The 24,037-nt window shown below is 71.7% G+C and carries 22 protein-coding genes and 2 pseudogenes; 12 read left to right on the plus strand and 12 right to left on the minus strand.

Annotation, left to right across the window (positions count from 1 at the left end; all coding sequences use genetic code 11):
• Positions 1 to 379 (minus strand): Ppx/GppA phosphatase family protein (locus FGW31_RS15080; RefSeq protein ID WP_459179162.1); only part of this gene is annotated, 379 nt, incomplete at its 3' end.
• A gap of 95 nt (positions 380 to 474) precedes the next feature.
• Between FGW31_RS15080 and FGW31_RS15085 the strand changes: the two genes are divergently transcribed.
• Positions 475 to 1,416 carry a hypothetical protein gene (locus FGW31_RS15085; RefSeq protein ID WP_142193939.1) on the plus strand — a complete coding sequence of 314 codons (942 nt, stop codon included), beginning with the start codon at positions 475 to 477 and terminating at the stop codon, positions 1,414 to 1,416.
• 302 nt (positions 1,417 to 1,718) lie between these two features.
• Here the strand turns inward: FGW31_RS15085 and FGW31_RS15090 are convergent, their stop codons facing one another.
• Entirely contained in the window at positions 1,719 to 3,491 is a 1,773-nt protein-coding gene (locus FGW31_RS15090; protein WP_142193940.1) for a BACON domain-containing protein, read from the minus strand.
• 472 nt (positions 3,492 to 3,963) lie between these two features.
• On the opposite strand from FGW31_RS15090, the gene radA reads away from it, so the two are divergent.
• Together radA and disA are read left to right on the plus strand one after the other, a co-directional pair.
• Positions 3,964 to 5,373 carry a DNA repair protein RadA gene (gene radA, locus FGW31_RS15095; RefSeq protein WP_142193941.1) on the plus strand — a complete coding sequence of 470 codons (1,410 nt, stop codon included), beginning with the start codon at positions 3,964 to 3,966 and terminating at the stop codon, positions 5,371 to 5,373.
• A gap of 68 nt (positions 5,374 to 5,441) precedes the next feature.
• Positions 5,442 to 6,566, plus strand: coding sequence for a DNA integrity scanning diadenylate cyclase DisA (disA, locus tag FGW31_RS15100; protein ID WP_142193942.1), 1,125 nt, complete (start codon positions 5,442 to 5,444; stop codon positions 6,564 to 6,566).
• Between the two features lie 16 nt (positions 6,567 to 6,582).
• Here the strand turns inward: disA and FGW31_RS35020 are convergent, their stop codons facing one another.
• Positions 6,583 to 7,437, minus strand: a complete 855-nt coding sequence (locus tag FGW31_RS35020) for a hypothetical protein (protein WP_182675331.1) — start codon at positions 7,435 to 7,437, stop codon at positions 6,583 to 6,585.
• A 174-nt stretch (positions 7,438 to 7,611) separates the two neighbouring features.
• Here FGW31_RS35020 and FGW31_RS35650 point away from each other — a divergent pair.
• Positions 7,612 to 7,971 (plus strand): annotated as a pseudogene (locus tag FGW31_RS35650) (phosphatase PAP2 family protein); the annotation flags it as partial.
• A gap of 1 nt (position 7,972) precedes the next feature.
• Here FGW31_RS35650 and FGW31_RS15120 read toward each other — a convergent pair.
• Positions 7,973 to 8,275: pseudogene (locus FGW31_RS15120) on the minus strand (response regulator); the annotation flags it as partial.
• 281 nt (positions 8,276 to 8,556) lie between these two features.
• On the opposite strand from FGW31_RS15120, the gene FGW31_RS15125 reads away from it, so the two are divergent.
• The 5 genes from FGW31_RS15125 (at position 8,557) to cseC (ending at position 13,227) form a co-directional block, all read left to right on the plus strand.
• A complete protein-coding gene (locus FGW31_RS15125; RefSeq protein ID WP_142193944.1) occupies positions 8,557 to 9,492 on the plus strand; it encodes an HhH-GPD family protein in 936 nt (311 codons plus the stop codon).
• A gap of 338 nt (positions 9,493 to 9,830) precedes the next feature.
• The gene (locus FGW31_RS15130) at positions 9,831 to 10,370 is read left to right on the plus strand and encodes a SigE family RNA polymerase sigma factor (RefSeq protein WP_142193945.1); all 540 of its coding nucleotides are present in this window, start codon (positions 9,831 to 9,833) and stop codon (positions 10,368 to 10,370) included.
• Complete coding sequence (locus tag FGW31_RS15135; RefSeq protein ID WP_167530062.1) at positions 10,358 to 11,008, plus strand: hypothetical protein; 651 nt, start codon at positions 10,358 to 10,360, stop codon at positions 11,006 to 11,008. The genes FGW31_RS15130 and FGW31_RS15135 overlap by 13 nt, the downstream gene beginning before the upstream one ends.
• Before the next feature lie 168 nt (positions 11,009 to 11,176).
• On the plus strand, positions 11,177 to 11,875 hold the full coding sequence (gene cseB / locus FGW31_RS15140; RefSeq protein WP_142193946.1) for a two-component system response regulator CseB: 699 nt from the start codon (positions 11,177 to 11,179) through the stop codon (positions 11,873 to 11,875).
• Positions 11,876 to 11,883: 8 nt separating this feature from the next.
• Entirely contained in the window at positions 11,884 to 13,227 is a 1,344-nt protein-coding gene (cseC, locus tag FGW31_RS15145; protein WP_142193947.1) for a two-component system sensor histidine kinase CseC, read from the plus strand.
• 46 nt (positions 13,228 to 13,273) lie between these two features.
• Here the strand turns inward: cseC and FGW31_RS15150 are convergent, their stop codons facing one another.
• The 3 genes from FGW31_RS15150 to FGW31_RS15160 form a co-directional block, all read right to left on the minus strand.
• Positions 13,274 to 13,717, minus strand: coding sequence for a VOC family protein (locus FGW31_RS15150; RefSeq protein ID WP_142193948.1), 444 nt, complete (start codon positions 13,715 to 13,717; stop codon positions 13,274 to 13,276).
• 59 nt (positions 13,718 to 13,776) lie between these two features.
• The gene (locus FGW31_RS15155; RefSeq protein WP_142193949.1) at positions 13,777 to 14,214 is read right to left on the minus strand and encodes a helix-turn-helix transcriptional regulator; all 438 of its coding nucleotides are present in this window, start codon (positions 14,212 to 14,214) and stop codon (positions 13,777 to 13,779) included.
• Positions 14,215 to 14,451: 237 nt separating this feature from the next.
• Positions 14,452 to 16,044 (minus strand): MDR family MFS transporter, encoded by a 1,593-nt coding sequence (locus FGW31_RS15160; RefSeq protein ID WP_142193950.1) that lies wholly within the window; start codon positions 16,042 to 16,044, stop codon positions 14,452 to 14,454.
• Positions 16,045 to 16,179: 135 nt separating this feature from the next.
• On the opposite strand from FGW31_RS15160, the gene FGW31_RS15165 reads away from it, so the two are divergent.
• On the plus strand, positions 16,180 to 16,776 hold the full coding sequence (locus tag FGW31_RS15165; protein ID WP_182675329.1) for a TetR/AcrR family transcriptional regulator: 597 nt from the start codon (positions 16,180 to 16,182) through the stop codon (positions 16,774 to 16,776).
• Positions 16,777 to 16,795: 19 nt separating this feature from the next.
• Here FGW31_RS15165 and FGW31_RS15170 read toward each other — a convergent pair whose 3' ends face one another.
• A complete protein-coding gene (locus tag FGW31_RS15170) occupies positions 16,796 to 17,521 on the minus strand; it encodes a M23 family metallopeptidase (RefSeq protein ID WP_142193952.1) in 726 nt (241 codons plus the stop codon).
• A gap of 442 nt (positions 17,522 to 17,963) precedes the next feature.
• On the opposite strand from FGW31_RS15170, the gene FGW31_RS15175 reads away from it, so the two are divergent.
• The gene (locus FGW31_RS15175; protein WP_161176124.1) at positions 17,964 to 18,605 is read left to right on the plus strand and encodes an HAD family acid phosphatase; all 642 of its coding nucleotides are present in this window, start codon (positions 17,964 to 17,966) and stop codon (positions 18,603 to 18,605) included.
• Between the two features lie 106 nt (positions 18,606 to 18,711).
• Here the strand turns inward: FGW31_RS15175 and FGW31_RS15180 are convergent, their stop codons facing one another.
• On the minus strand, positions 18,712 to 21,237 hold the full coding sequence (locus FGW31_RS15180; protein ID WP_142193954.1) for an ATP-dependent Clp protease ATP-binding subunit: 2,526 nt from the start codon (positions 21,235 to 21,237) through the stop codon (positions 18,712 to 18,714).
• Positions 21,238 to 21,669: 432 nt separating this feature from the next.
• Here FGW31_RS15180 and FGW31_RS15190 point away from each other — a divergent pair, with 432 nt between their 5' ends.
• Entirely contained in the window at positions 21,670 to 22,374 is a 705-nt protein-coding gene (locus tag FGW31_RS15190) for an SCO3374 family protein (protein ID WP_220450323.1), read from the plus strand.
• Here FGW31_RS15190 and FGW31_RS15195 read toward each other — a convergent pair.
• The 3 genes from FGW31_RS15195 to FGW31_RS15205 all read right to left on the minus strand — a co-directional run bounded on the left by FGW31_RS15195 (position 22,353) and on the right by FGW31_RS15205 (position 23,873).
• A complete protein-coding gene (locus FGW31_RS15195; protein WP_004985012.1) occupies positions 22,353 to 22,688 on the minus strand; it encodes a histone-like nucleoid-structuring protein Lsr2 in 336 nt (111 codons plus the stop codon). The two genes, FGW31_RS15190 and FGW31_RS15195, sit on opposite strands and share 22 nt — an antisense overlap.
• A gap of 243 nt (positions 22,689 to 22,931) precedes the next feature.
• On the minus strand, positions 22,932 to 23,465 hold the full coding sequence (locus FGW31_RS15200) for an amino-acid N-acetyltransferase (RefSeq protein WP_142193956.1): 534 nt from the start codon (positions 23,463 to 23,465) through the stop codon (positions 22,932 to 22,934).
• A gap of 9 nt (positions 23,466 to 23,474) precedes the next feature.
• A complete protein-coding gene (locus FGW31_RS15205) occupies positions 23,475 to 23,873 on the minus strand; it encodes a BlaI/MecI/CopY family transcriptional regulator (protein WP_142193957.1) in 399 nt (132 codons plus the stop codon).
• Positions 23,874 to 24,037: the final 164 nt, after the last annotated feature.

The raw sequence follows: 24,037 nt of genomic DNA on the forward strand, positions 1-24,037 counted from the left end.
CCCAGCCGTACCAGCGGCGGGCGGCGAGGAAGGTGAGCCGGGCCTCCTCCGCGCCGCTGAGGACCTGGAGCTCGACGCCGGTCTCGTCGCGCACGCGCGCGAGGACGTCGTCGGCGTTGCCCGCCTCGCGCACCGCGGAGGTCGCGAACGGCAGCAGTTCCTCGACCCCTTTGTCCTCGGCGGCCCGGAGCGCCTCGTGGACGACCGAGACCAGCCTGTCGACGCCGTCGGAGTCGATGGCTCCGCTGTCGTCGAGGAGCTGGGCGAGGCGCAGTTCGGCCTTGTGCGAATGTGCGGGCAGCGGGCGCGCGCCGGGGTGCGCGTCCACCACCAGCAGATGCACCGTGTTCGAACCCACGTCGAGGACACCGAGTCTCATGTACGGAACGCTACTGCCCGCCGCGCGGTGTGAAGCCCCCCGTGCGGGGGCCGGGGCGGTCCCGGCAGGGGGCGCGGGCGTCTTACCCTGGACGCGTGCCAAAGACGAAAAAGGCGAAGGACGAAAAGCCGGACAAGAAGGTCAAGAAGGGCAAGAAGGCCGGAGGGGCCGGAGGTTCTTCGGAGATGGCCGGAGGTTCTTCGGAGACGACGGCGCCGCAGGGGCCGGGCCCGGCGCCGGTGGACGACGAGCAGGGCCTGGACTTCGCCCGCGCGTGGGTGGAGTTTCCGGACCCGGCGGACGACGAGCAGGTCTTCCGCTGCGACCTGACCTGGCTGACCTCTCGCTGGAACTGCATCTTCGGCAGCGGCTGCCAGGGCATCCAGGCGGGCCGCGCGGACGACGGCTGCTGCACCCTGGGCGCCCACTTCTCGGACGAGGACGACGAGAAGCGGGTCGCCGAGCACGTGGCGCGGCTCACACCGGACATCTGGCAGCACCACGCGGAGGGCACCCGTAACGGCTGGATCTCCGAGGACGAGGACGGCGACCGCCAGACCCGCCCGTTCCAGGGTTCGTGCATCTTCCAGAACCGGCCGGGCTTCGCGGGCGGCATGGGCTGCTCATTGCACATCCTCGCCCTCATGGAGGGCCGCGAGCCGCTGGAGACCAAGCCGGACGTGTGCTGGCAGCTGCCCGTCCGGCGGACCTACGACTGGATCGACCGGCCCGACGACACGCGCGTGCTGCAGGTGTCGATCGGCGAGTACGACCGGCGCGGCTGGGGTCCGGGCGGCCACGACCTGCACTGGTGGTGCACCTCGGCCACCTCCGCGCACGGCGCCGGCGAGCCGGTGTACGTCTCCTACCGCGCGGAGCTGACCGAGCTGATGGGCAAGGCCGGCTACGACCGGCTGGTCGAACTGTGCGAGCAGCGGCTGGCCGCGCAACTGCCGATGCTGGCACCGCACCCGGCAGACCCGCCCCGCCCCGGTCCGGCCGGGGCGGCCGGGGCGGCCGAGGCGGCCGGGGCGTAGGGCGAGGGGTGGCGGGGCCGCGGGGCCGGACTGAGTCCTGGGGCGGAACCGGGGCCCGCCCGCGGGGCCGGGTGCCTGGGGCGGAACCGGGGCAGGCCCGCGGGGCCGGGTGCCCGGTACGGCCGGTCCACGGTGGGACCGGCCCTTACGGCAGGTCCGGGTTTTTAGGCACGTCCAGTCCTTACGGCGCGTCCGGTCCTTACGGCGCCCGGCCCCTACGGTGCGACCCGTCCTTCCGGCGCCCGGCCCTCTACGACACGTCCAGTCCTTACGGCGCCCGGCCCTTACGGTGTGACCCGTCCCTACGGTGCGTCCGTGGCCGGTTCTCCGCTGCCGTCGGGCGACGTCGAGTCCTGCGGGCCGGACGGCACCGTCTCGGAGGGCGTCGGGCCGGTGGGTGTGGGGCCGCCGGTGCCGGGTTCCGGGTCGGGTGAGGACGGCGGATCGCTCGGCTGGGGCTCCGAGGGCCCGGGTGACGTGGGCGTGGGCTCCGGGTCGGACGACGACGGCGGGGGCCCGCTCGGGGTGCCCGGATGCGAGGTGCCCGGGCTGCCGGGGTGGCCGGAGGACGGGGCCGAGGGGGCGGTGCCGTAGCCGTCGATGGTGACCACGGCACCGGCGGGCGAGATCGCCACAGTGGCGCTCCAGTGCCCGGACGGCTCGCGCAGCTGGTCGACGTACACGCGGATCGTCAGCGACTCGCCGGCGTCGAGCGTGCCCGACGACTGGCTCAGATACAGCCAGGACGCCCCCGTCGACGCGGACCAGCGGACCGGTCCGGAACCGGTCGCGGTCAGGGTGATCAGCGTGGTGTCACCGCTGCGGTCGGCGGTGACCCCCATCACGGCCGCGCCCTTGCGGCCGGCCCCGGCGACGCCGACGACCTCCACGGACACGTCCGCGCCGCCGCCGTCCTCGTCGAAGCGGGAACCGGGCCGGGTGCGGGCGTTCCCGGTGTTCTCGTAGCCGCCGCCCGCCGTCTCGCCGTCGAGGTCGACCGCGCCGCCGTCCTCCCGCGCGGAGGCCGACCGGCCGTCCGGCGCCTCGCCCACGGGGGTGCCCCGGTAGGCGGCCCACAGCGCGAGCACCGGCGCGGCGACGACGGTGGCGACGACCGTCGTCGTGACGGCCCGCGCGCGCAGCCGGTCGCGGCGCGCCGCGCGGTCCTTGGGGTCCACCGGGAAGCCGCGCCGGTCGAAGCGCGGCGCGGCGGCGCGGCCGCGCGGATGGCGCGCCATGAGGGCGTGCAGGGCCGCGCGGGGCGCCGGGAGCACGGGCAGCGCGTCCGGGGTGACGCTGGTGCCGGGCCAGCGGCCGGGAATGGCCCGCTCGGCGGTACGGCGGCAGCGCGGGCAGTCGTCGACGTGCCGGACGAGTTCGCGGCGCAGGGTCGCGCTGAGGACCAGCCTGCGGTCGCCGGTGAGATGCGCCACGCCCGGGCAGGCTCCGGTCTCCACGACGGCGAGCGCCGCACGGGTGCGTTCCACCTCGCAGGCCGCGGCGGCGAGCAGTTCGCGCGCGGCGGCCGGCTCCATGCCGAGGACGGCCGCCACCTCGGGGGCGGCGAGCTGGTGGCGGACGGCGAGTTCGAGCGCCTCGCGCTGCTCCGGGGTGGTGCCGGCGGCCTCCGGCCAGGCCAGCAGGGACAGTTCGCGCCGACGCCGCTCCTGGACCTCCTCGGCGACGGCCGGGGCGGTGGCCGCGCGGGCCGTGCGCCGGCGGTCGCCGCGGTCCACGGCGTGCGTGGCCTGCCGTTTCTGCCGGGCCTCCGCCAGCTTGCGCAGACACGCCCAGCGGGCGAGCGCGTACAGCCAGGCCCTGCGGTCGCCGGGCGCGTCCGGGACGTGCCGGCCGCGGCGGTCCGCGAGCGCCAGGACGTCGGCCAGGGCGGCGGTCGCCGCGTCGTGGTCGCAGAGCACGGACAGGCAGTAGGTGAACAGGCCGTCCAGGAAGGGCTCGTGGCGGGTGGCCGGCCGCTGTGCCAGCGTGCGTGCGGCGCCCCGGTCACGCACCTCCCGGTGCGTCCGGTGTGCTCCGGTCATTCGGGTCGAGGTCTCCGGGCCACTGCTCATCATTCGGCGACCGTAGGCGGCTCGGGGCGGCCCCTTCCGGAGCCATGCGCACTTTTAATCCGTACGGGTGAAACGATCCCTCAATCGAGGACAGGAACCTTTCCCCGCCCGCCGCCGGTGATCCTTTCCTGCCGCTCAGAGGCCCTTTCGGGGCGCGCGGACGGGCCGTTCCGGGGGTGTGCGCAGGGGGCCTTCCGGAGGGCGCGGACGAGCCCGTTCGGAGGTGCAGGCACGGCCCTTCCGAAGCGGACGTACCGGCCCTTTCCGAAGCGGACGGACGGCCCTCCCCGAAGCGTGAGCACGAGACCGTCCCGTACCGCGCACGAGGCCGCCGTCCCGTACCGCGCACGGGGCCGCCCCGTGACCGCCCGCCAGGTCCGCCCGCGGGCGTCGGCGAGGGGCGCCGGGAGGACGGTGGCGGTCCCGGGGAGGGCGGGACGGGACCGTTGTCAGACCGTGCCAGTACCTTTTCCGCATGGCTGCCCGTACCAAGACCACCAAGGACCGCCCGTCCTACCGCTGCACCGAGTGCGGCTGGCAGACGGCCAAGTGGCTCGGCCGCTGCCCCGAGTGCCAGGCCTGGGGGACGGTCGAGGAGTACGGCGCGCCCGCGGTCCGTACGACGACGCCCGGCCGGGTCACCACCTCCGCCGTGCCGATCGGCCAGGTCGACGGCCGCCAGGCCACCGCCCGCTCCACCGGCGTGCCCGAGCTGGACCGGGTGCTCGGCGGCGGACTGGTGCCCGGCGCGGTGGTGCTGGTCGCGGGCGAGCCGGGCGTGGGCAAGTCCACGCTGCTGCTGGACGTGGCGGCCAAGTCGGCGAGCGAGGAGCACCGCACGCTCTACGTCACCGGTGAGGAGTCGGCGAGCCAGGTCCGGCTGCGCGCCGACCGCATCCACGCCATCGACGACCACCTGTACCTGGCCGCCGAGACGGATCTGTCCGCCGTCCTCGGCCACTTGGACGCGGTGAAGCCGTCCCTGCTGATCATGGACTCCGTGCAGACGGTCGCGTCCCCGGAGATCGACGGCGCCCCGGGCGGCATGGCGCAGGTGCGGGAGGTGGCCGGCGCGCTGATCCGGGCCTCCAAGGAGCGCGGGATGTCGACCCTCCTCGTGGGCCACGTCACCAAGGACGGCGCCATCGCGGGGCCGCGCCTGCTGGAGCACCTGGTGGACGTCGTCCTGCACTTCGAAGGCGACCGGCACGCCCGCCTGCGCCTGGTGCGCGGCGTCAAGAACCGCTACGGCACCACGGACGAGGTCGGCTGCTTCGAACTGCACGACGAGGGCATCACCGGCCTCGCCGACCCCAGCGGACTCTTCCTGACCCGGCGTGACGAACCGGTCCCGGGCACCTGCCTGACCGTCACCCTGGAGGGCCGCCGCCCCCTGGTCGCCGAAGTGCAGGCGCTCACCGTCGACTCGCAGATCCCCTCGCCCCGCCGCACCACCTCCGGCCTGGAGACCTCCCGCGTCTCCATGATGCTGGCGGTGCTGGAACAGCGCGGCCGCATCAGCGCCTTGGGCAAACGGGACATTTACTCCGCGACGGTCGGCGGTGTGAAGCTCTCGGAGCCGGCCGCGGACCTGGCCGTCGCGCTCGCGCTGGCCTCGGCCGCGAGCGACACTCCGCTGCCGAAGAACCTGGTCGCGATCGGCGAGGTCGGCCTGGCCGGCGAGGTGAGACGGGTCACGGGCGTCCAGCGCAGGCTCGCCGAGGCGCACCGCCTGGGCTTCACGCACGCGCTGGTACCGGCCGATCCGGGCAAGGTCCCGCCGGGCATGAAGGTCCTGGAAGTGGCGGACATGGGGGACGCGCTGCGGGTCCTTCCGCGCTCCCGTCGCCGAGACGCCCCACGGGACGAGGAGGACCGCCGGTAGACTTTGCCCAGGTCTCGCCCGTCCGTACGAACCGCGGGGGCCCCAGAACCTGCGACCGGAGGAGTGCAGTGGCAGCCAACGACCGGGCAGCAGCTCCCGGAAAGTCCGGTGGGAGTGCCGGTTCCGATGGCCTGATGCGCGCCTCGCTGAGCGCCGTGGCACCCGGCACCACGCTGCGTGACGGCCTGGAGCGCGTGCTCCGCGGCAACACCGGCGGCCTCATCGTGCTGGGCAGCGACAAGACCGTCGAGGCGCTGTGCAGCGGCGGCTTCGTGCTGGACGTCGAGTTCACCGCGACCCGGCTGCGCGAGCTGTGCAAGCTGGACGGCGGCATCGTCCTGTCGTCCGACCTGTCCAAGATCCTGCGCGCGGGCGTCCAGCTGGTGCCGGACCCGACCATCCCCACCGAGGAGACCGGCACCCGGCACCGCACCGCCGACCGCGTCTCCAAGCAGGTCGGCTTCCCGGTGGTCTCGGTCTCCCAGTCGATGCGCCTGATCGCGCTCTACGTCGACGGCCAGCGCCGGGTCCTGGAGGACTCGGCGGCGATCCTGTCCCGCGCCAACCAGGCGCTCGCCACCCTGGAGCGCTACAAGCTCCGCCTCGACGAAGTGGCGGGCACCCTGTCCGCGCTGGAGATCGAGGACCTGGTGACCGTCCGGGACGTCTCGGCGGTCGCACAGCGACTGGAGATGGTGCGCCGCATCGCCACCGAAATCGCCGAATACGTGGTCGAACTGGGCACCGACGGCCGGCTCCTGGCGCTCCAGCTGGACGAGTTGATCGCGGGTGTGGAGCCCGAGCGTGAACTGGTCGTCCGCGACTACGTCCCCGAGCCCACCGCCAAGCGCTCCCGCACGGTCGACGAGGCCCTGCACGAGCTGAACGTGCTCACCCACGCCGAGCTGCTGGAACTGTCGACAGTGGCCCGCGCCCTCGGCTACACGGGTTCACCGGAGACCCTGGACTCGGCGGTCTCGCCGCGCGGCTTCCGGCTGCTGGCCAAGGTGCCGAGGCTGCCGGGCGCGATCATCGACCGTCTGGTGGAGCACTTCGGCGGACTGCAGAAGCTGCTCGCCGCGAGCGTGGACGACCTCCAGACGGTGGACGGCGTCGGCGAGGCGCGCGCCCGCAGTGTCCGCGAGGGCCTGTCCCGGCTGGCCGAGAGCTCGATCCTGGAGCGTTACGTCTGATCCGCCGCGAGCCGGCTCAGTCACGCTCCAGCACGAACGACGTCTGCACCTTCGTGAACCCGGGCGCCTTCGCCTCCACCAGGTAGGTGCCCGCACCGGCCGAGCCCGCCTTCGGCGTGGCGCACTGCGGCGCGCTGGGCTTGCGGTCCCACTTCACGGTGTAGGTGATGCTGTCCTCCGCAGGCACCCGGAACACCAGGCTCCGGGCGCCCTTCGGGCAGTCGTCCGACGCCCAGTACGCGTCGTCGCCGTCCGCCGGAGTGATCGTCAACACCGTGTTGTCCGGGCCGAGATCGACCTTGCAGTCGGTGCCGGAGATGTTCCGGGCGGTCAGCAGGAACGTCGGCGTCCGGTCGGGCGCGTAGGTGTTGCGGGCACTGCGCAGGCTGAACTTGACCGCGCTCGCGGTGCAGTTGGGCAGCGAGGACCCGGATCCCGCCGGGAGCGCGTCGCCCGCGCCGACACCGGCCGACGTACCGCCCTCGGAGCCGCCACCCGCGCTGCCCCCGGTGCCGCCCGATCCGTCGGTGCCGCCGGAGTCCGCGGGGTCGCCGTTGGCGCCGTCGTCGCCGCTGCCGGACGACGAACCGCCGGAACCGCCGGAACCTTCCGCTCCGCCGTCCTCCGACTCGTCGCGCCCGCCCGGCGCCTGACTGATCGCCGGCCCGGAGCCCGACGGTCCCGGTGTGATGGACGGCGCGGGATTCTTGCCGTTGGCGCCGTTCTGGCGGTCGCCGCCGCTCCCGCCGCCCGAGACGACGACCCAGGTGATCAACAACGCCAACAGGGCCAGCACGGACAGCAGTACGGCCCTCCGTCGCCAGTAGATGGAGGAGGGAAGCGGCCCGACCGGATTGCGCAGAGATCCCACGGCGCAAACTGTACGAGAGATCGACCCGTTCGCTTGTCCCACCCGCCGCTCCCGGCGCAACTTTTCCGGATCATCATTCCGGAAACGGCCCGGGCACCCCTGTCTTTCGTCAGGTGCAGCACGCGACGATCGCAGGGTGTGACCGTTCCGGCACCTCGCCTACGGTCCGTGACCATGGGCTTTGTGGACAGCGGGCCCTACCGCGACAGCACCGACCACGCGCAGGACACGCCCACGTGGGTACAGCACACGGCCGAGATCGGAACGGAGGCCGGACTGCTGGTCTTCGTCGCGCTGTTCGTGCCCGCCTGGTGGCGGGCCCGGCGCTCCGACACCCATGCCTTCACGATCGCGGCCCTTGCGCCTCTGGCCACGGCCGTGGCGTACGTGTGCAGTGAGGTGCTCAAGTCCGCGGTCACGGAGGAACGTCCGTGCCGCGCCGTCACCGGCGCCGTCCCGTCCCTCGCCCCGTGCCCGCCGCACGGCGACTGGTCCTTCCCCAGCCACCACGCCACGAATGCGGGCGCCTCCGCCGGAAGCCGGTGGCGCCGCCGCCCAGTGCGCGGGCCACGTAGGAGCGTTCGGAGAACGCGGTGAGCATCGCGACGGCCGTGCCCGGGACGGCGCGGGCGATCTCCTCGGCCGCCGCGAGCCCGTCCAGGCGCGGCATGCAGAGGTCGAGGAGGGCCACGTCGGGACGGTGGGCGCGGGCCGGTTCGACGGCCTCCCGGCCGTCGCCCGCCTCGGCGACCACCTCCGTCTCCCCGCTGCTCCCCAGGACGGCGCGCACCCCGGCACGCACCATCGCCTCGTCGTCGGCCGGCAGAACCCCGATCACGGCGCGAACCCCTCTTGTTCCTCCGGCCCTTCGCGGGACAGTCCGACGCGCGGGACGACGTCCTCGGCCGCGAGCCGCCCCGCGGCGTCGAAGCACAGCCGGAAGTGCCGCCGATCGTCAGGTGCCTCACCACCGCCCGGAGGGCCCGGCCCCGGGCCCCCTCGGCCCCGCGCCTGTCACCCCCAGTCGGGCCCTTCTCGCGCACCCCGGGCCCCGTTCCCCCACTCTCCACGTGGCGGTTCCCCCGTGAGCACCGCCCGGCGTGGCAGGATCGACGGGTCATGACTGCTCCCACGAAGCCCCCGTACGGCACCGCCGCCGACCCCGCGCCCGAACGTGCTCCCGGTGAGCCGCTGCACTCCCCCGTCATCGACTGGTTCGACGAGCACGCCCGGGACCTGCCGTGGCGGCGCCCCGAGGCCGGAGCGTGGGGAGTGATGGTCAGCGAGTTCATGCTCCAGCAGACCCCGGTGAACCGGGTGCTGCCCGTCTACGAGCAGTGGCTGGCCCGCTGGCCGCGGCCCGCCGACCTCGCCGCGGAGGCGCCCGGCGAGGCCGTCCGCGCCTGGGGCCGGCTCGGTTACCCGCGCCGCGCGCTGCGGCTGCACGGCGCCGCCGTCGCCATAACGGAGCGGCACGGCGGCGACGTCCCGGCCGACCACGCCCAGCTGCTCGCGCTGCCCGGCATCGGCGAGTACACGGCCGCGGCCGTGGCGTCGTTCGCGTACGGGCAGCGGCACGCGGTGCTGGACACCAACGTCCGCCGCGTGTTCGCCCGCGCGGTCACCGGAGTGCAGTACCCGCCGAACGCCACCACGGCCGCCGAACGGCGGCTCGCCCGCACGCTGCTGCCCGAGGACGCGGAGACCGCCGCGCGGTGGGCCGCCGCCTCCATGGAACTGGGCGCGCTGGTGTGCACGGCGAAGAACGAGTCGTGCCACCGCTGTCCGATCGCCGCGCAGTGCGCCTGGCGGCTGGCGGGCAAGCCGGCCCACGAAGGTCCGCCGCGCCGCGGCCAGACGTACGCGGGCACCGACCGTCAGGTCCGCGGGCGGCTGCTGGCGGTGCTGCGGGAGGCGCACGGTCCGGTGCCGCAGACCGCGCTGGACCGGGTGTGGCACGAGCCGGTGCAGCGCGCCCGGGCGCTGGACGGCCTGGTCGCCGACGGTCTGGTGGAGCCGCTGCCGGGCGGCCTGTACCGGCTGCCGCTCGCCTGACGCACGCCTGACGCACGGCCGGCGGCGCACCCCCCGACCCGCCTCACCCGGCGCCCCGGCCGTATCGCCGCCCGGCCGCGCGATCTCCCCGCCGCCGTCCCGCCGTGCAATCGCCGCACAACCGCCCCAACCCGCCCATCGTCGCGGCCGCTCCCCGCCTCCGTTACACAACCGACGGACAGCCGCGCGCTGCCCGCAGGCTGCCTCGGACAGTGCCGTGACAACGCCTCCGTAGCTTCGAACACGTGCCGCAGACCGGCACGGCGACCACGGATCACAGGCAGGGCATCCGGCCCGCACGGGCTGGCCGGAAAACGGGGATCGGGAGGCGGTTCACCATGGCGCAGGGCGAGGTGCTCGAGTTCGAGGAATACGTCCGCAGCCGGCAGGAAGCGCTGCTGCGCAGCGCCCGCCGCCTGGTCCCGGACCCGGTGGACGCGCAGGATCTGCTGCAGACCGCGCTGGTACGCACGTACGGCCGCTGGGAGACCATCGAGGACAAGCGGCTGGCCGACGCCTACCTGCGCCGCGTCATGATCAACACGCGGACGGAGTGGTGGCGGGCCCGCAAGCTGGAGGAGGTGCCGACCGAGCAGCTCCCGGAGGCCTGCGTGGACGACTCCACCGAGCAGCACGCCGACCGGGCCCTGCTGATGGACGTCCTCAAGGTGCTCGCCCCGAAACAGCGCAGTGTCGTGGTGCTGCGACACTGGGAGCAGATGTCCACGGACGAGACGGCCGCCGCCCTCGGCATGTCGGCCGGAACGGTCAAGAGCACGCTGCACCGGGCGCTCGCCCGGCTCCGCGAGGAGCTGGAGGCGCGCGAGAGGGACGCACGCGCGCTGGAGCGTGAGGAGCGGGAGCGTTGCGCGGCCTGACCGGCGCGGGGCCCACCCGGGCCCGCACCACCGCCCGGGCGGTGACGACGGCGACGGCCGTGCTCGGCACCGCCGTGCTGTTCGCCGCCGGCTGCGGCACGGGCGGCACCGGGGCGCGTGACGAGGGCCCGGCCCACGCGGACTCGGTGGCCAGCCGGGCCGCACCGTCGGCGACGCCCTCGCGCCGCCCGGAGCGGGTGGACGCGGTCCGGCTGATCAAGGGCGACCCGGAGGTCTCCACGGAGGTCAAACGGGAGCTCAAGCCGTGCGTCGCCGACGAGTACCCGGTCGACGTCAGCTACGGCAACCTCACCGGAGGGTCCGTCGACGACCTCGTCGTCAACGTGCTGACCTGCGGGGACGCGGTGGGGATCGGGTCGTACGTGTACCGGGACCAGGGCGGTTCGTACGTGAACGTGTTCACGGCCGAGGAACCCCCGGTGTACGCGGAGATCGACCGCGGGGACCTGGTGGTGACCAAGCAGGTCTACGACCGGGGCGACCCGGTGTCGAGTCCGTCCGGCGAGAACGTGATCACCTACCGGTGGGCGTCCGGCCGGTTCTCCGAGGAGTACCGCACGCACAACGACTACGGGCAGGTGGCCGGACCGGAGCCGGTGCCGGCGCCCGACGACTAGGGTCTGTCCTCCGGATCGGCCCGGCCGGCCGGTGCGGTGCCGCCGACCGGCCCGGACCCCGCGCGCCGGGACGATCCCGACGACGGACCCCGGGCCCCGCCCGACGGCAGGGCCGAGAAGCACACGCTCGCACCCACGCGAGACGACACGAGGACTGAGAGCACCGGGATGGCAGACCAGACCCACGTCCTGTTCGTCGAGGACGACGACGTCATCCGCGAGGCCACCCAGCTCGCCCTGGAGCGGGACGGTTTCGTGGTCACCGCGATGCCCGACGGCCTGTCCGGCCTGGAGGCGTTCCGCTCCGACCGGCCCGACATCGCGCTGCTGGACGTCATGGTGCCCGGGCTCGACGGGGTCAGCCTGTGCCGGCGCATACGGGACGAGTCGACGGTGCCGGTGATCATGCTGTCGGCGCGCGCCGACTCCATCGACGTGGTGCTCGGTCTGGAGGCCGGCGCCGACGACTACGTGACCAAGCCGTTCGACGGTGCGGTGCTGGTCGCCAGGATCCGCGCGGTGCTGCGCCGCTTCGGGCGGGCTGCCGGCGGACGCGAGGAGCAGACCGCGCAGGACAACGGGGCCGTGCTGGCCTTCGGCGAACTGGAGATCGACACCGAGGGCATGGAGGTGCGCCGGGCCGGGCAGCCGGTGGCGCTCACCCCGACCGAGATGCGGCTGCTGCTGGAGTTCTCCGCGGCCCCCGGCACCGTGCTCTCCCGCGACAAGCTGCTGGAACGGGTGTGGGACTACGGCTGGGGCGGTGACACCCGGGTCGTCGACGTCCATGTGCAGCGGCTGCGGACGAAGATCGGCCAGGACCGGATCGAGACGGTCCGCGGCTTCGGCTACAAGCTGAAGGCCTGAGCGGGCACATGCGGGGGTACTTCCGGCGCCTGGTGGCGGCGTGCGTCGACCGGGTGGGCATAGGTACGGGTCTGCGGTGGAAGCTCAGCGCGGCCATCGCGCTGGTCGGGGCGCTGGTGGCGATCGCGCTGAGCCTGGTCGTGCACAACGCGGCCCGGGTGTCGATGCTGGACAACGCGCGTGACCTCGCCGACGAGCGGATCATGATCGCCCAGCGCAACTACGAGCTGTCCGGGCGGCTGAACTTCCCGAACACGAAGATCGACGACCCGGAGCTGCCGGCCGAGCTGCGGGAGAAGGCGGAGGCGGGCCGGCGGGCGACCTATGTGTCCGACCGGGGCGACGCGCCGGACGTCTGGGCGGCGGTGCCGCTGAAGAACGGGCACGTGATGTCCCTGCACTCCGGTTTCACCGACCGCAGCTCGGACATCCTCAAGGACCTCGACCAGGCCCTGGTGATCGGCTCCATCGCGGTCGTGCTGGGCGGCAGCGCGCTCGGCGTGCTCATCGGCGGGCACCTCTCGCGCCGGCTGCGCAAGGCGGCCAGCGCCGCCAACCGGGTCGCGGGCGGCGAGACGGACGTCCGGGTGCGCGACGCCATCGGCGGGGTGGTGCGGGACGAGACCGACGACCTGGCCAGCGCCGTGGACGCCATGGCGGACGCGCTGCGCCAGCGGCTGGAGGCCGAACGCCGGGTCACCGCCGACATCGCGCACGAGCTGCGCACACCGGTCACCGGGCTGCTGACCGCGGCCGAACTGCTGCCGCCGGGCCGGCCGACGGAGCTGGTGCTGGACCGGGCCAAGGCGATGCGCACCCTGGTCGAGGACGTCCTGGAGGTGGCCCGGCTGGACAGCGCCTCGGAACGGGCCGAACTGCAGGACATCCTGCTGGGCGGGTTCGTCGCCCGGCGGGTGGCCGCGAAGGACCCGGACATCACCGTGCACGTGGTGCACGAGTCGGAGGTCACCACCGACCCGCGGCGCCTGGAGCGGGTGCTGTTCAACCTGCTCGCCAACGCCGCCCGGCACGGCAGGCCGCCCATCGAGGTCACCGTCGAGGGCCGGGTGATCCGGGTCCGCGACCACGGGCCCGGCTTCCCCGAGGACCTGCTCGCCGAGGGGCCGAGCCGCTTCCGCACCGGCAGCAAGGACCGGGCCGGGCGCGGTCACGGCCTGGGGCTGACCATCGCGGCCGGGCAGGCCCGGGTGCTGGGCGCGCGGCTGACCTTCCGCAACGTACGGCCGGCGGGAGCGCCGGAGGGTACGCCGGCCGAGGGCGCGGTCGCCGTGCTGTGGCTGCCGGAGCACGCGCCGACGAACACCGGCAGCTACCCGATGCTGCCGCAGTAGGCGGGCGCGCCGGCGGTGCCAGGGGTGCCGCGGGCACCCGGGTCCTTCAGCAGGACCAGTCCTGGTCCATGTCGAGGCCGCCCTCACGGGGCTGCGTGAAGGAGAACCAGTTGCCCGAGTCGTCGCGGAACAGCGCCTCCGTGCCGTACGGGCGCTCCTGCGGCTCCTGGATGAACTCCACGCCGCGCTCCTTGAGCTTGGCGTAGTCGCCGTGGATGTCGTCGGTGGTCAGCACGCCCGCGCCGAGCGCCCCCTTGGCCACCAGCTTCTTGATCATCTCGGCGGACTCGGGGTCCATGCCGGCGCCGGGCACCATCAGGGTCAGCTCGACGTCGGGCTGGTTCGGCGAGCCGACGGTGAGCCAGCGCATGCCGCCGTCGCCGAGCGTCATGTCGGTGCGGACCTCCAGGCCCAGCTTCTCCGTGTAGAACTCCTTCGCCCGCTGCTGGTCGAGGACCCAGACGGTGGAAATGGCGAGACCCTTGATCATGGCGTGCTCCTGTTCGCGGCCGTTCCTGAACTGCCCTGTCACCGTAGGCAGCGGCGCCCTCAGCCCGCTTCTCCGGAATTGCGCTGTGCCGCCGCCCTGTCCTGCCCGCGTGCGAGCCCGCCGGCCCAGAGCATGGCGTAGCAGCCCGGGATGAGGGCGGCGCCCCGGCCCACGTGCCGGGTCCGGTATGCGCTGGGGGTGAGGCCGGTACGGGTCTTGAACCGCGCCGAGAACGTGCCCAGGCTGCTGAAGCCCACCAGGTGGCAGATCTCCGTCACCGACAGATCGGCGGTGCGCAGCAGGTCCTCGGCGCGCTCGATGCGGCGGTGCGTGAGGTACTGGCCCGGCGTCTCGCCGTACGTCTCCCTGAAGGCGCGTATGAAGTGGTAGCGCGAGTAGCCGGCGTGCGCGGCGACCGCGGCCAGGTCGAGGTCCGGGTCGGCCCAGTCCCGGTCCATCGCGTCCTTGGCCAGCCTCAGCTGACGCGCCTTGTCCATGCGACCGATGGTGGCACGGGGGTCTGACAACGGGCCCGGACGGCGAGAACGGCGGCGAACCGGTGGCGAGAACGGCGGCGAACGGCGGCGAACGGTGGCGCAAAGGGCGGCGAAGGGCGGCGAGAACGGAAGGGCGGATGCGGAAGGGCGGATGCGGAAGGGCGGATACGGAAGGGCGGATACGGAAGGCCCCCGGAGGAACGCGCGCCTCCGGGGGCCTTCGTACCGCTGGTGGGGTCAGACCGGCTCGGCCACCGCCACCGTCGGCGCGCCCCCGTCGCTGTCCTTCGTCTCCGGCTTCTCCGGGCCCGCGCCCTTGAGCGGGACCTCCTTCACGAACACGGCCGCCGCCAGCGACAGCACCGCGACGACCGCGCCCAGCAGGAACGCCGAGTGCGTGCCCGAGGAGACCGCGTACTGGTAGGCCTCCCGCGCCGCCTCCGGCAGCTTCGCCAGGCTCGCCGCGTCCAGCTGCGCGGACTGCTCGGTCACCGCGGAGCCGAGCGAGCCGGCCCGCTCGGCCATGACGTCCTGGACCCGGTTGTTGAACAGCGCGCCCATGATCGCGACGCCGAAGGAGGCGCCGAGGGTGCGGAAGAGGGTGGTGGACGAGGACGCCACGCCCATGTCCTTCATCTCCACGCTGTTCTGCGCGACCAGCATGGTGATCTGCATCAGGCAGCCCATGCCGAGACCGACCACGGCCATGAAGACGCCGGAGGTGAACCGGGAGGTGCCGGTGTCCATCGTGGACAGCAGGTACAGCCCGACGACCATCAGCGCGCTGCCGAGCACCGGGAAGATCTTGTACCGGCCGGTGTCGGTGGTCACCCGGCCCGCGACCATCGAGGTGACGAGCATCGCGCCGAGCATCGGCAGGAGCAGCAGACCGGAGTTGGTGGCGGAGGCGCCCTGCACGGACTGCTGGTACAGCGGCAGGAAGAGCGTCGCGCCGAACATCACGAAGCCGGTGACGAAGCCGATGACGGACATCAGCGTGAAGTTGCGGCTGCGGAAGATGTGCAGCGGCACCACCGGCTCGGCGGCCCTGGTCTGCCAGAACACGAAGCCGACGAGGGAGGCGACACCGAGGCCGATCAGCTCCATGATCCGCGCGGAGGACCAGGCGTACTCCGTGCCGCCCCAGGTGGTGACCAGCACGGTGGCGGTGATGCCGGTGGTCAGCAGCACGATGCCGAGGTAGTCGATCCCGGCCTTGGCCCGCTTCTTCGGCAGGTGCAGCACGGCACCCACGGCGGCCAGCGCGACCACGCCGAGCGGCAGGTTGATGTAGAAGGCCCAGCGCCAGCCCCAGTTGTCGGTGATGGTGCCGCCGACGAGGGGCCCGCCGATCATGGCCAGCGCCATCACGGCGGCCATCATGCCCTGGTACTTGCCGCGCTCCCGCGGCGGGACGAGGTCGCCGATGATCGCCATGACACCGACCATCAGACCGCCGGCGCCCAGGCCCTGCACCGCGCGGAAGCCGATCAGCTCGCCCATGTTCTGGGCCATGCCGCTGAGCGCGGAGCCGATCAGGAAGATCACGATGGACGCCAGGAACGAGCCCTTGCGCCCGTACATGTCGCCGAGCTTGCCCCAGACCGGGGTCGACGCCGCGGTCGCGAGCGTGTAGGCGGTGACCACCCAGGACAGGTGCTCCAGTCCGCCCAGCTCGCCCACGATCGTCGGCATCGCCGTACCGATGATCATGTTGTCGAGCATCGCGAGCATCATCGCGATCATCAGGGCGAGCAGGACCACCCGCACGCTCCTCGGCTGTTTGCCGCCGTCCGTCTGCGCGGCCCCCGCCGCAGGTGTCTCCGCCATACCGCTCACTCCCCCGGCCACTCCCCGTGGCCACCGCTACTTACTTGCCGCCCGGCTAGTTCCTGCTGCGGAAGCTACTCGCGCAACTAGCCGGGCGTCAAGTAAGTTTTTGTCGAGAGCGGTTCGAGTAGGAGGATGGGCGGCACCATGGACGGCACCAGGCAGCGGCGCCGCGGGAACACCCGCCAGCGCATCCAGGACGTGGCGCTGGAACTCTTCGCCGAGCAGGGCTACGAGAAGACCTCACTGCGCGAGATCGCCGAGCGCCTGGAAGTCACCAAGGCGGCGCTGTACTACCACTTCAAGACCAAGGAGGAGATCCTCGTCGGCATCTTCGAGGATCTCTCCCGGCCGATGGAGGAGCTGATCGCCTGGGGGCGCGAGCAGCCGCACACCCTGGAGACCAAGCAGGAGATCATCCGCCGGTACAGCGACGCGCTCATGGGTGCGGCCCCGCTCTTCCGCTTCATGCAGGAGAACCAGGCCACGATCCGCGAGCTGCGCATCGGCGAGATGTTCAAGACCCGCATGCTCGGGCTGCGGGACATCCTCATCGACCCGGACGCCGATCTCGTCGACCAGGTGCGCTGCGTCAGCGCCCTGTTCACCATGCACGCCGGGATGCACGTCCTCCAGGACGTCGAAAGCGACCCCGAGGAACGGCGCAAGGCCGTCCTCGAGGTCGCCATCGATCTGATCACCCGGGCCCACCGGGGAGCCGGGAGCGCCTAGGCGCCGCCGGGTGTCCGGGTCAGACCTGCACGCCCTTGGCACGCAGGAACTTGACCGGGTCCACGGCCGAGCCGTAGTTCGGGGTCGTACGGATCTCGAAGTGCAGGTGCGGACCGCTGGAGTTGCCGGTGTTGCCGGACAGGGCGATCTTCTGGCCGGTCTTGACGACCTGGCCGGCCTTCACGTTCACCGACGACAGGTGGGCGTACTGGGAGTACGTCTTGTTGCCGTGCTTGATCACGACGGCGTTGCCGTACGCGGGACCGTCACCGGCGCCGTTGCCGCCGGCCTTGACGACGGTGCCGCCGTGGGTGGCCACGACCGGGGTGCCGGTCGGCACGGCGTAGTCCTGACCGCTGTGCTTGCTCGCCCACATGCCGCCGTTCTGGGCGAAGCTCGCGGAGAGCTTGTAGGTCTTCACCGGGTCGACCCAGGACGCCTTCTTCTTGACGGCGGCCTTGGCGGCCTTCTTGGCCTTGACGGCCTTCGCGGCCTTCGCGGCCTGAGCGGCCTTCTTCGCTTCGGCAGCCTTCTTGACCTGGGCGGCCTGGGCCTTGGCGGCCTTGGCCTGGGCGGCGGCCTGCGCCTCGACGGCGCCGGCGATGCCGGATGCGGCCGTGGTGTCGGCGGCGGCCGCGACCCCGGCCCCCATCACGACCGAGGCCCCCAGGCCGGCGGCCAGCACGGCCGCACGGGTGCGGATCAGGGACGTACGGGAGGAACGGGACGTGACGCGCTGGGACATCTCAACCTCAAGAGGAAGGGGACAGAGGAAAGCCACCGGCGAAACGGGTCCTCGCCTCGGTGGCCACTCCTTGGTAACCCCTCCACCCAGAAACGCACAAAGGTGTGATCTACGACGGAAGTTCGTACTTCTGAGCTGAGATGCACGTCTCTTGACAGACCGCCCGAACGGGACGAAAGCCCCATTTGAGGCCGATCGATCAGAGGTTCGTGCCAAATGTCCGTTTTAGTTTCAACGACTTCGCCACTATTCCGTCTAGTACAGGACGAATCGCCTGTGCCTCATGTCACCGGGGGCACGATTCGGCCTTTCCGTGAATGTGGCGCAGACCTCTAGGCACCTACCGCCCGGTAACCCTACGGTTCACCTCGCGTCACCCTCGTGGACGAACATGCACACGACACGTTGGCAGCGTTACGGACGTGAGAGGACCCCCCACCACATGACGAACAGACGCCCCTGGCTGCGCCGCGCATCGGTCACCGCCGTCTCCGCGGCCGCCCTGGTGGCCCTGGCCGCCCCCGCCGAGGCGGCGACCGCCTCCGCAGCCCCCACGGCCGCCACAGCGGCCACGACGGCCGCCGCCGCAGACGTCGACTACGACACCTGGCAGGCGGACTGCCGGGCGGTCATGGACGAGGCCCTGCCCTATCTGCAGCAGCGGATCGCCGACACCCGGCCGGGCGAGAAGCAGGCGATCGTCCTCGACATCGACAACACCGCCCTGGAGACCGACTTCGGCTTCAGCTACCCGCAGCCCGCGAACAAGCCGGTCCTGGAGGCCGCCCGGTACGCGCAGGAGCACGGGGTCGCCGTGTTCTTCGTGACCGCCCGTCCGGGCATCATCCACGCGCCCACCGAGTACAACCTGGACCGGGTGGGCTACGAGTCGGCCGGCCTGTACGTGCGCGGCTTCTCCGACCTGTTCCGCGACGTGGCCGAGTACAAGACGGCCCAGCGCGTCGACATCGAGTCGAAGGGCTACACGATCATCGCCAACATCGGCAACAGCCCCACCGACCTGTCCGGCGGCCACGCCGAGCGCACCTTCAAGCTGCCGGACTACGACGGTCAGCTGTCCTGAACCTGCCGGTCCGCGCGCCGGACCGGGCCCACCACGAAAAGGGGTCTGCCCCCGGGACGTGTGTCCCGGGGGCAGACCCTTGTCGCGTTCGGCCCGAGCGCGGAGGTCAGGCGTCCTTGCTCAGGTTCGGGCCGGCGCCGCCGGCCGCCTGCTCGATCGGCGGGACGTCGGGCAGGGCCGACTTCTCCTCGCCGCGGAAGGTGAAGGTCTGGGACTCGCCCTCGCCCTCGGTGTCCACGACCACGATGTGACCGGGACGCAGCTCGCCGAAGAGGATCTTCTCCGACAGCGAGTCCTCGATCTCGCGCTGGATGGTCCGGCGCAGCGGCCGGGCGCCCAGCACGGGGTCGTAGCCCTTCCTGGACAGCAGCTCCTTGGCGGACTGGGAGAGCTCGATGCCCATGTCCCGGTCCTTCAGGCGCTCGTCCACCTTGCTGATCATCAGGTCGACGATCCGGAGGATGTCGTTCTGCGTCAGCTGCGGGAAGACCACCACGTCGTCGACGCGGTTGAGGAACTCGGGACGGAAGTGCTGCTTGAGCTCGTCCGACACCTTGTTCTTCATGCGCTCGTAGTTGGTCTTCGTGTCGCCCGCGGCGGCGAAGCCCAGGTTGAAGCCCTTGGAGATGTCCCGGGTGCCGAGGTTGGTCGTCATGATGATGACCGTGTTCTTGAAGTCCACGACCCGGCCCTGGGAGTCGGTCAGGCGACCGTCCTCCAGGATCTGCAGCAGCGAGTTGAAGATGTCCGGGTGGGCCTTCTCGACCTCGTCGAAGAGGACGACGGAGAACGGCTTGCGGCGCACCTTCTCGGTCAGCTGGCCGCCCTCCTCGTAGCCCACGTAGCCGGGGGGCGAACCGAAGAGACGGGAGACCGTGTGCTTCTCGCTGAACTCCGACATGTCGAGGGAGATCAGCGCGTCCTCGTCACCGAAGAGGAACTCCGCGAGCGCCTTGGACAGCTCGGTCTTACCGACACCGGACGGGCCGGCGAAGATGAACGAGCCACCCGGACGCTTCGGGTCCTTCAGACCGGCACGGGTACGGCGGATCGCCTTGGACAGCGCCTTGACGGCGTCGTTCTGGCCGATGACCCGCTTGTGCAGCTCGTCCTCCATGCGGAGCAGACGGCTGGACTCCTCCTCGGTCAGCTTGAAGACCGGGATGCCGGTGGCCGTGGCGAGGACCTCGGCGATCAGATCGCCGTCGACCTCGGCGACGACGTCCATGTCGCCGGCCTTCCACTCCTTCTCCCGCTTGGCCTTGGCGGCCAGGAGCTGCTTCTCCTTGTCGCGCAGGGAGGCGGCCTTCTCGAAGTCCTGCGAGTCGATCGCGGACTCCTTGTCGCGGCGGACGCCGGCGATCTTCTCGTCGAACTCGCGCAGGTCCGGCGGCGCGGTCATCCGGCGGATGCGCATCCGGGAACCGGCCTCGTCGATCAGGTCGATCGCCTTGTCCGGCAGGAAGCGGTCCGAGATGTACCGGTCGGCCAGGGTGGCGGCCTGGACCAGCGCCTCGTCGGTGATGGAGACGCGGTGGTGCGCCTCGTACCGGTCGCGCAGGCCCTTGAGGATCTCGATGGTGTGCGGGAGCGAGGGCTCGGCGACCTGGATGGGCTGGAAGCGGCGCTCGAGGGCCGCGTCTTTCTCCAGGTGCTTGCGGTACTCGTCCAGCGTGGTGGCACCGATGGTCTGCAGCTCACCGCGGGCCAGCATCGGCTTCAGGATCGAAGCGGCGTCGATGGCGCCCTCGGCGGCACCCGCACCGACCAGCGTGTGCAGCTCGTCGATGAACAGGATGATGTCGCCGCGGGTGCGGATCTCCTTGAGCACCTTCTTCAGGCGCTCCTCGAAGTCACCGCGGTAGCGGGAGCCGGCGACCAGGGCGCCGAGGTCCAGGGTGTAGAGGTGCTTGTCCTTGAGGGTCTCGGGCACCTCGCCCTTGACGATGGCCTGGGCGAGGCCCTCGACGACGGCGGTCTTGCCGACGCCGGGCTCACCGATCAGCACCGGGTTGTTCTTGGTACGGCGGGACAGCACCTGCATGACCCGCTCGATCTCCTTCTCGCGCCCGATCACCGGGTCGAGCTTGGACTCACGAGCGGCCTGGGTGAGGTTCCGGCCGAACTGGTCGAGGACCAGGGACGTGGAGGGCGTGCCCTCCGCAGGACCGCCGGCGGTGGCGGTCTCCTTGCCCTGGTAACCGGAGAGCAGCTGGATCACCTGCTGCCGCACGCGGTTGAGGTCTGCGCCCAGCTTGACCAGGACCTGGGCGGCGACGCCCTCGCCCTCGCGGATCAGGCCGAGCAGGATGTGCTCCGTGCCGATGTAGTTGTGGCCCAGCTGAAGGGCCTCGCGGAGCGACAGCTCCAGGACCTTCTTGGCACGGGGGGTGAAGGGGATGTGCCCGGACGGGGCCTGCTGGCCCTGGCCGATGATCTCCTCCACCTGCTGGCGGACCGCCTCGAGCGAAATCCCGAGGCTCTCAAGGGCCTTGGCGGCGACACCCTCACCCTCGTGGATCAGGCCCAGGAGGATGTGCTCGGTGCCGATGTAGTTGTGGTTGAGCATCCGGGCTTCTTCCTGAGCCAGGACGACAACCCGCCGCGCGCGGTCGGTGAACCTCTCGAACATCGTTAATCGCTCCTCAGAGCGGTCAGGCAGTGGGGGGAACTTCCCCTCCCTGTCCTTCCGCAGCTTAGTCCCGCAAGCGGGGACCGCTCATTCCAACTGCCGACACCGTCGATGGCCTCCTGACCCCGCTCACGCCGACATCTGCTCCAACCCGATGGTGCGAGACGATGTTCCCGCAGGCCAGGCAGTTACCCCCATCGCCAGTACGCCCGTGGCGAACGGGAGACGTCCCGCCCTGCGTGTCGCCCCCTCCCACTAGGGATGTCTTACCCGCTGCTACGGACAGTCCATGCCGAGTGCACGGGTTCCCTCCGCTACGGGCGAACAACCTTGCGCCTCCCCGCACCCCCGCGCGCCCCCTTGTTCGACACGCACCGCTTACACAGCGGCACCCAGCGTAACCCGTGGCGCCATCCGGCGGTTGCGCGGGACATGACCCCCACCGCCCCCGCCGGGGTTCCGCACCCCCGCAGGCCGCTCCGCCACGGCCCGCTCCACCACGGCCCGCTCCCCCGCCGTCCGCGCCCCGCGGACCGTGACGAGGTCCGGCGCTGGTACGAGGACGAGCTGGGCTGGCCCACCCTGCCCGGACCGTCGGTGCGCCTGGCGGTGGGGGTGCGCTTCGACGTCCTGGACGTGCCCGAGGAGGCGGGACGCGCGGCGCTGGAACGGCTGCGGGGCCACGGCCGGGAATTCCCGGTGGCCGCGGGGGGCGGCAGGCTGCGGCTGCTGGTGGCCGCGGGCAGCGCGGAGGAGGTGCCGGGGCTGCTGGAGTGGCTGGAATGGGACGGCGTACCGCTGGACCTGACGGCGAGCGGAGCCGGTGCCTCCATGGAGGCGCCCCACGTGGTGGCCGCCGGCGCGGGCGGGGCGGCGGGCGGTTCGTCGCCCGAGGAGTGGGGTGGTGGTTCGCAGGGGGCCGCCGTCTGGCTGCGGCCCCCCGAGCCGGGACGCGAGGTCGAGGCCTCGCTGCCGACGCTGTCGGCGATGGCGACGAGGAGAGCGCTGGGGGACCGTGAGGGCCCCCCGGACCTCGTGCGCCTGGTGAACACCGTGGCAACACAGGTCCACCGTGTTCGGCTGCGGCAGGTGTGCGCCGCCGCCGCGGTCGACAATCAGCCGTTGGCCTTCTCGTAGGCCTCGCGGATCGACGCGGGAACGCGGCCGCGGTCGTTGACCTCGTAACCGTTCTCCTTCGCCCAGGCGCGGATCGCCGCGGTGTCCTGGCTGCCACCGGAAGAAGCGCGCGCCTTTCCACGCCCGCCCGCAGCGCGGCCTCCGGTACGACGGCCGCCCTTCACGTAAGGCTCGAGAAGGCCGCGGAGCTTGTCCGCATTGGCGGTGGTGAGATCGATCTCGTACGTCTTGCCGTCCAACGCGAACGTCACGGTCTCGTCCGCCTCGCCGCCGTCGAGGTCGTCGACAAGAAGGACCTGAACCTTCTGTGCCACCGGATTTCCTTTCATCGATAACTTGAGGGCCGGGGGTGCCGGCGTCCGCCGTATCGCCGCCCCTTGTTATATGCAGTACTGCAGTACTGCGGAAAGCAAACCGCTTTTGCCGTAAAAACACAAACCCCTGGCTGACTCCTCCTCACCGCACCCGCCCGGGAAACATGCGCGTTTCGGACATAGGCCACCCCGGGCAAGCGGCAACGCAACGGCCATGGGGCCGCGCGCGGATTCGGCCGACGATCACAGATGCAGAAGCATCCGGCTGTTGCCCAAGGTGTTCGGTTTCACTCGTTCGAGACCGAGGAACTCCGCGACGCCCTCGTCATAGGAACGCAGCAGCTCCGCGTAGACATCCGTGTCGACCGGGGTCTCACCGATCTCCACGAAGCCGTGCTTGCCGAAGAAGTCCACTTCGAAGGTCAGACAGAAAACGCGGCGAACACCCAGCCAGCGGGCCGTCTCCAGCAACTTCTCCAGCAACCGGTGTCCGACGCCGGCGCCCTTCAGGCCGGGCTTCACCGCGAGAGTGCGGACTTCCGCCAGGTCTTCCCACATCACGTGCAGGGCGCCGCAGCCGACGACCTCCGCGTTGTCGTCGCGTTCCGCGACCCAGAACTCCTGGATGTCCTCGTAAAGCGTCACCGTTGCTTTGTCGAGCAGGATGCCCCCGCGGACGTAGGCGTCAAGGAGACGGCGTACGGCTGGGACATCGCTGGTGCGGGCACGCCGGACCGTGATGGCTTTTGCGGTGACTTCGGGGCTGTCTGCTGACATGAGCGGACGCTATCGTCCGTCGCGGCCGTCCGCCGAGCCGGGGTTCTCGTCATGGGTTTCCGGGAGCTGGACGATGCGCACGGCGTCCGTGAGGGCCTGGCGCTGTTCCTCGCTCATCATGCCGAAGAAGGCGACGAGAGCGGCGGCGGCGTTGTCGCTCTGCGACCACGCTTCGTTCATCAGGGCGGCGGCGTAGGCGGCGCGAGTGGAGACCGCCTCATATCGATAGGCCCGGCCTTCCGCCTCTCGGCGCACCCAGCCCTTCTGATGGAGATTGTCCAAAACGGTCATCACCGTGGTGTACGCGATGGACCGTTCCTTCTGAAGATCTTCCAGGACTTCCCGAACGGTCACCGGGCGGTTCCACTTCCACACCCGCGTCATGACCGCGTCTTCGAGTTCTCCCAATGGGCGAGGCACAACTCAAGACAATAGTGCGGGATCCGGGCAATGGCGTGCCGGACAGGCGTGATCAGTGGCGAACGGGAACAAAAAGGGCGTACGACGTCGAGTCGTACGCCCTGGACCGTACGCCGACCGCGGCCGCGCGACGGGCGCCCGGCGGGCGGGGG

The organism is Streptomyces calvus (assembly GCF_006782915.1).
GTDB lineage: Bacteria > Actinomycetota > Actinomycetes > Streptomycetales > Streptomycetaceae > Streptomyces > Streptomyces calvus.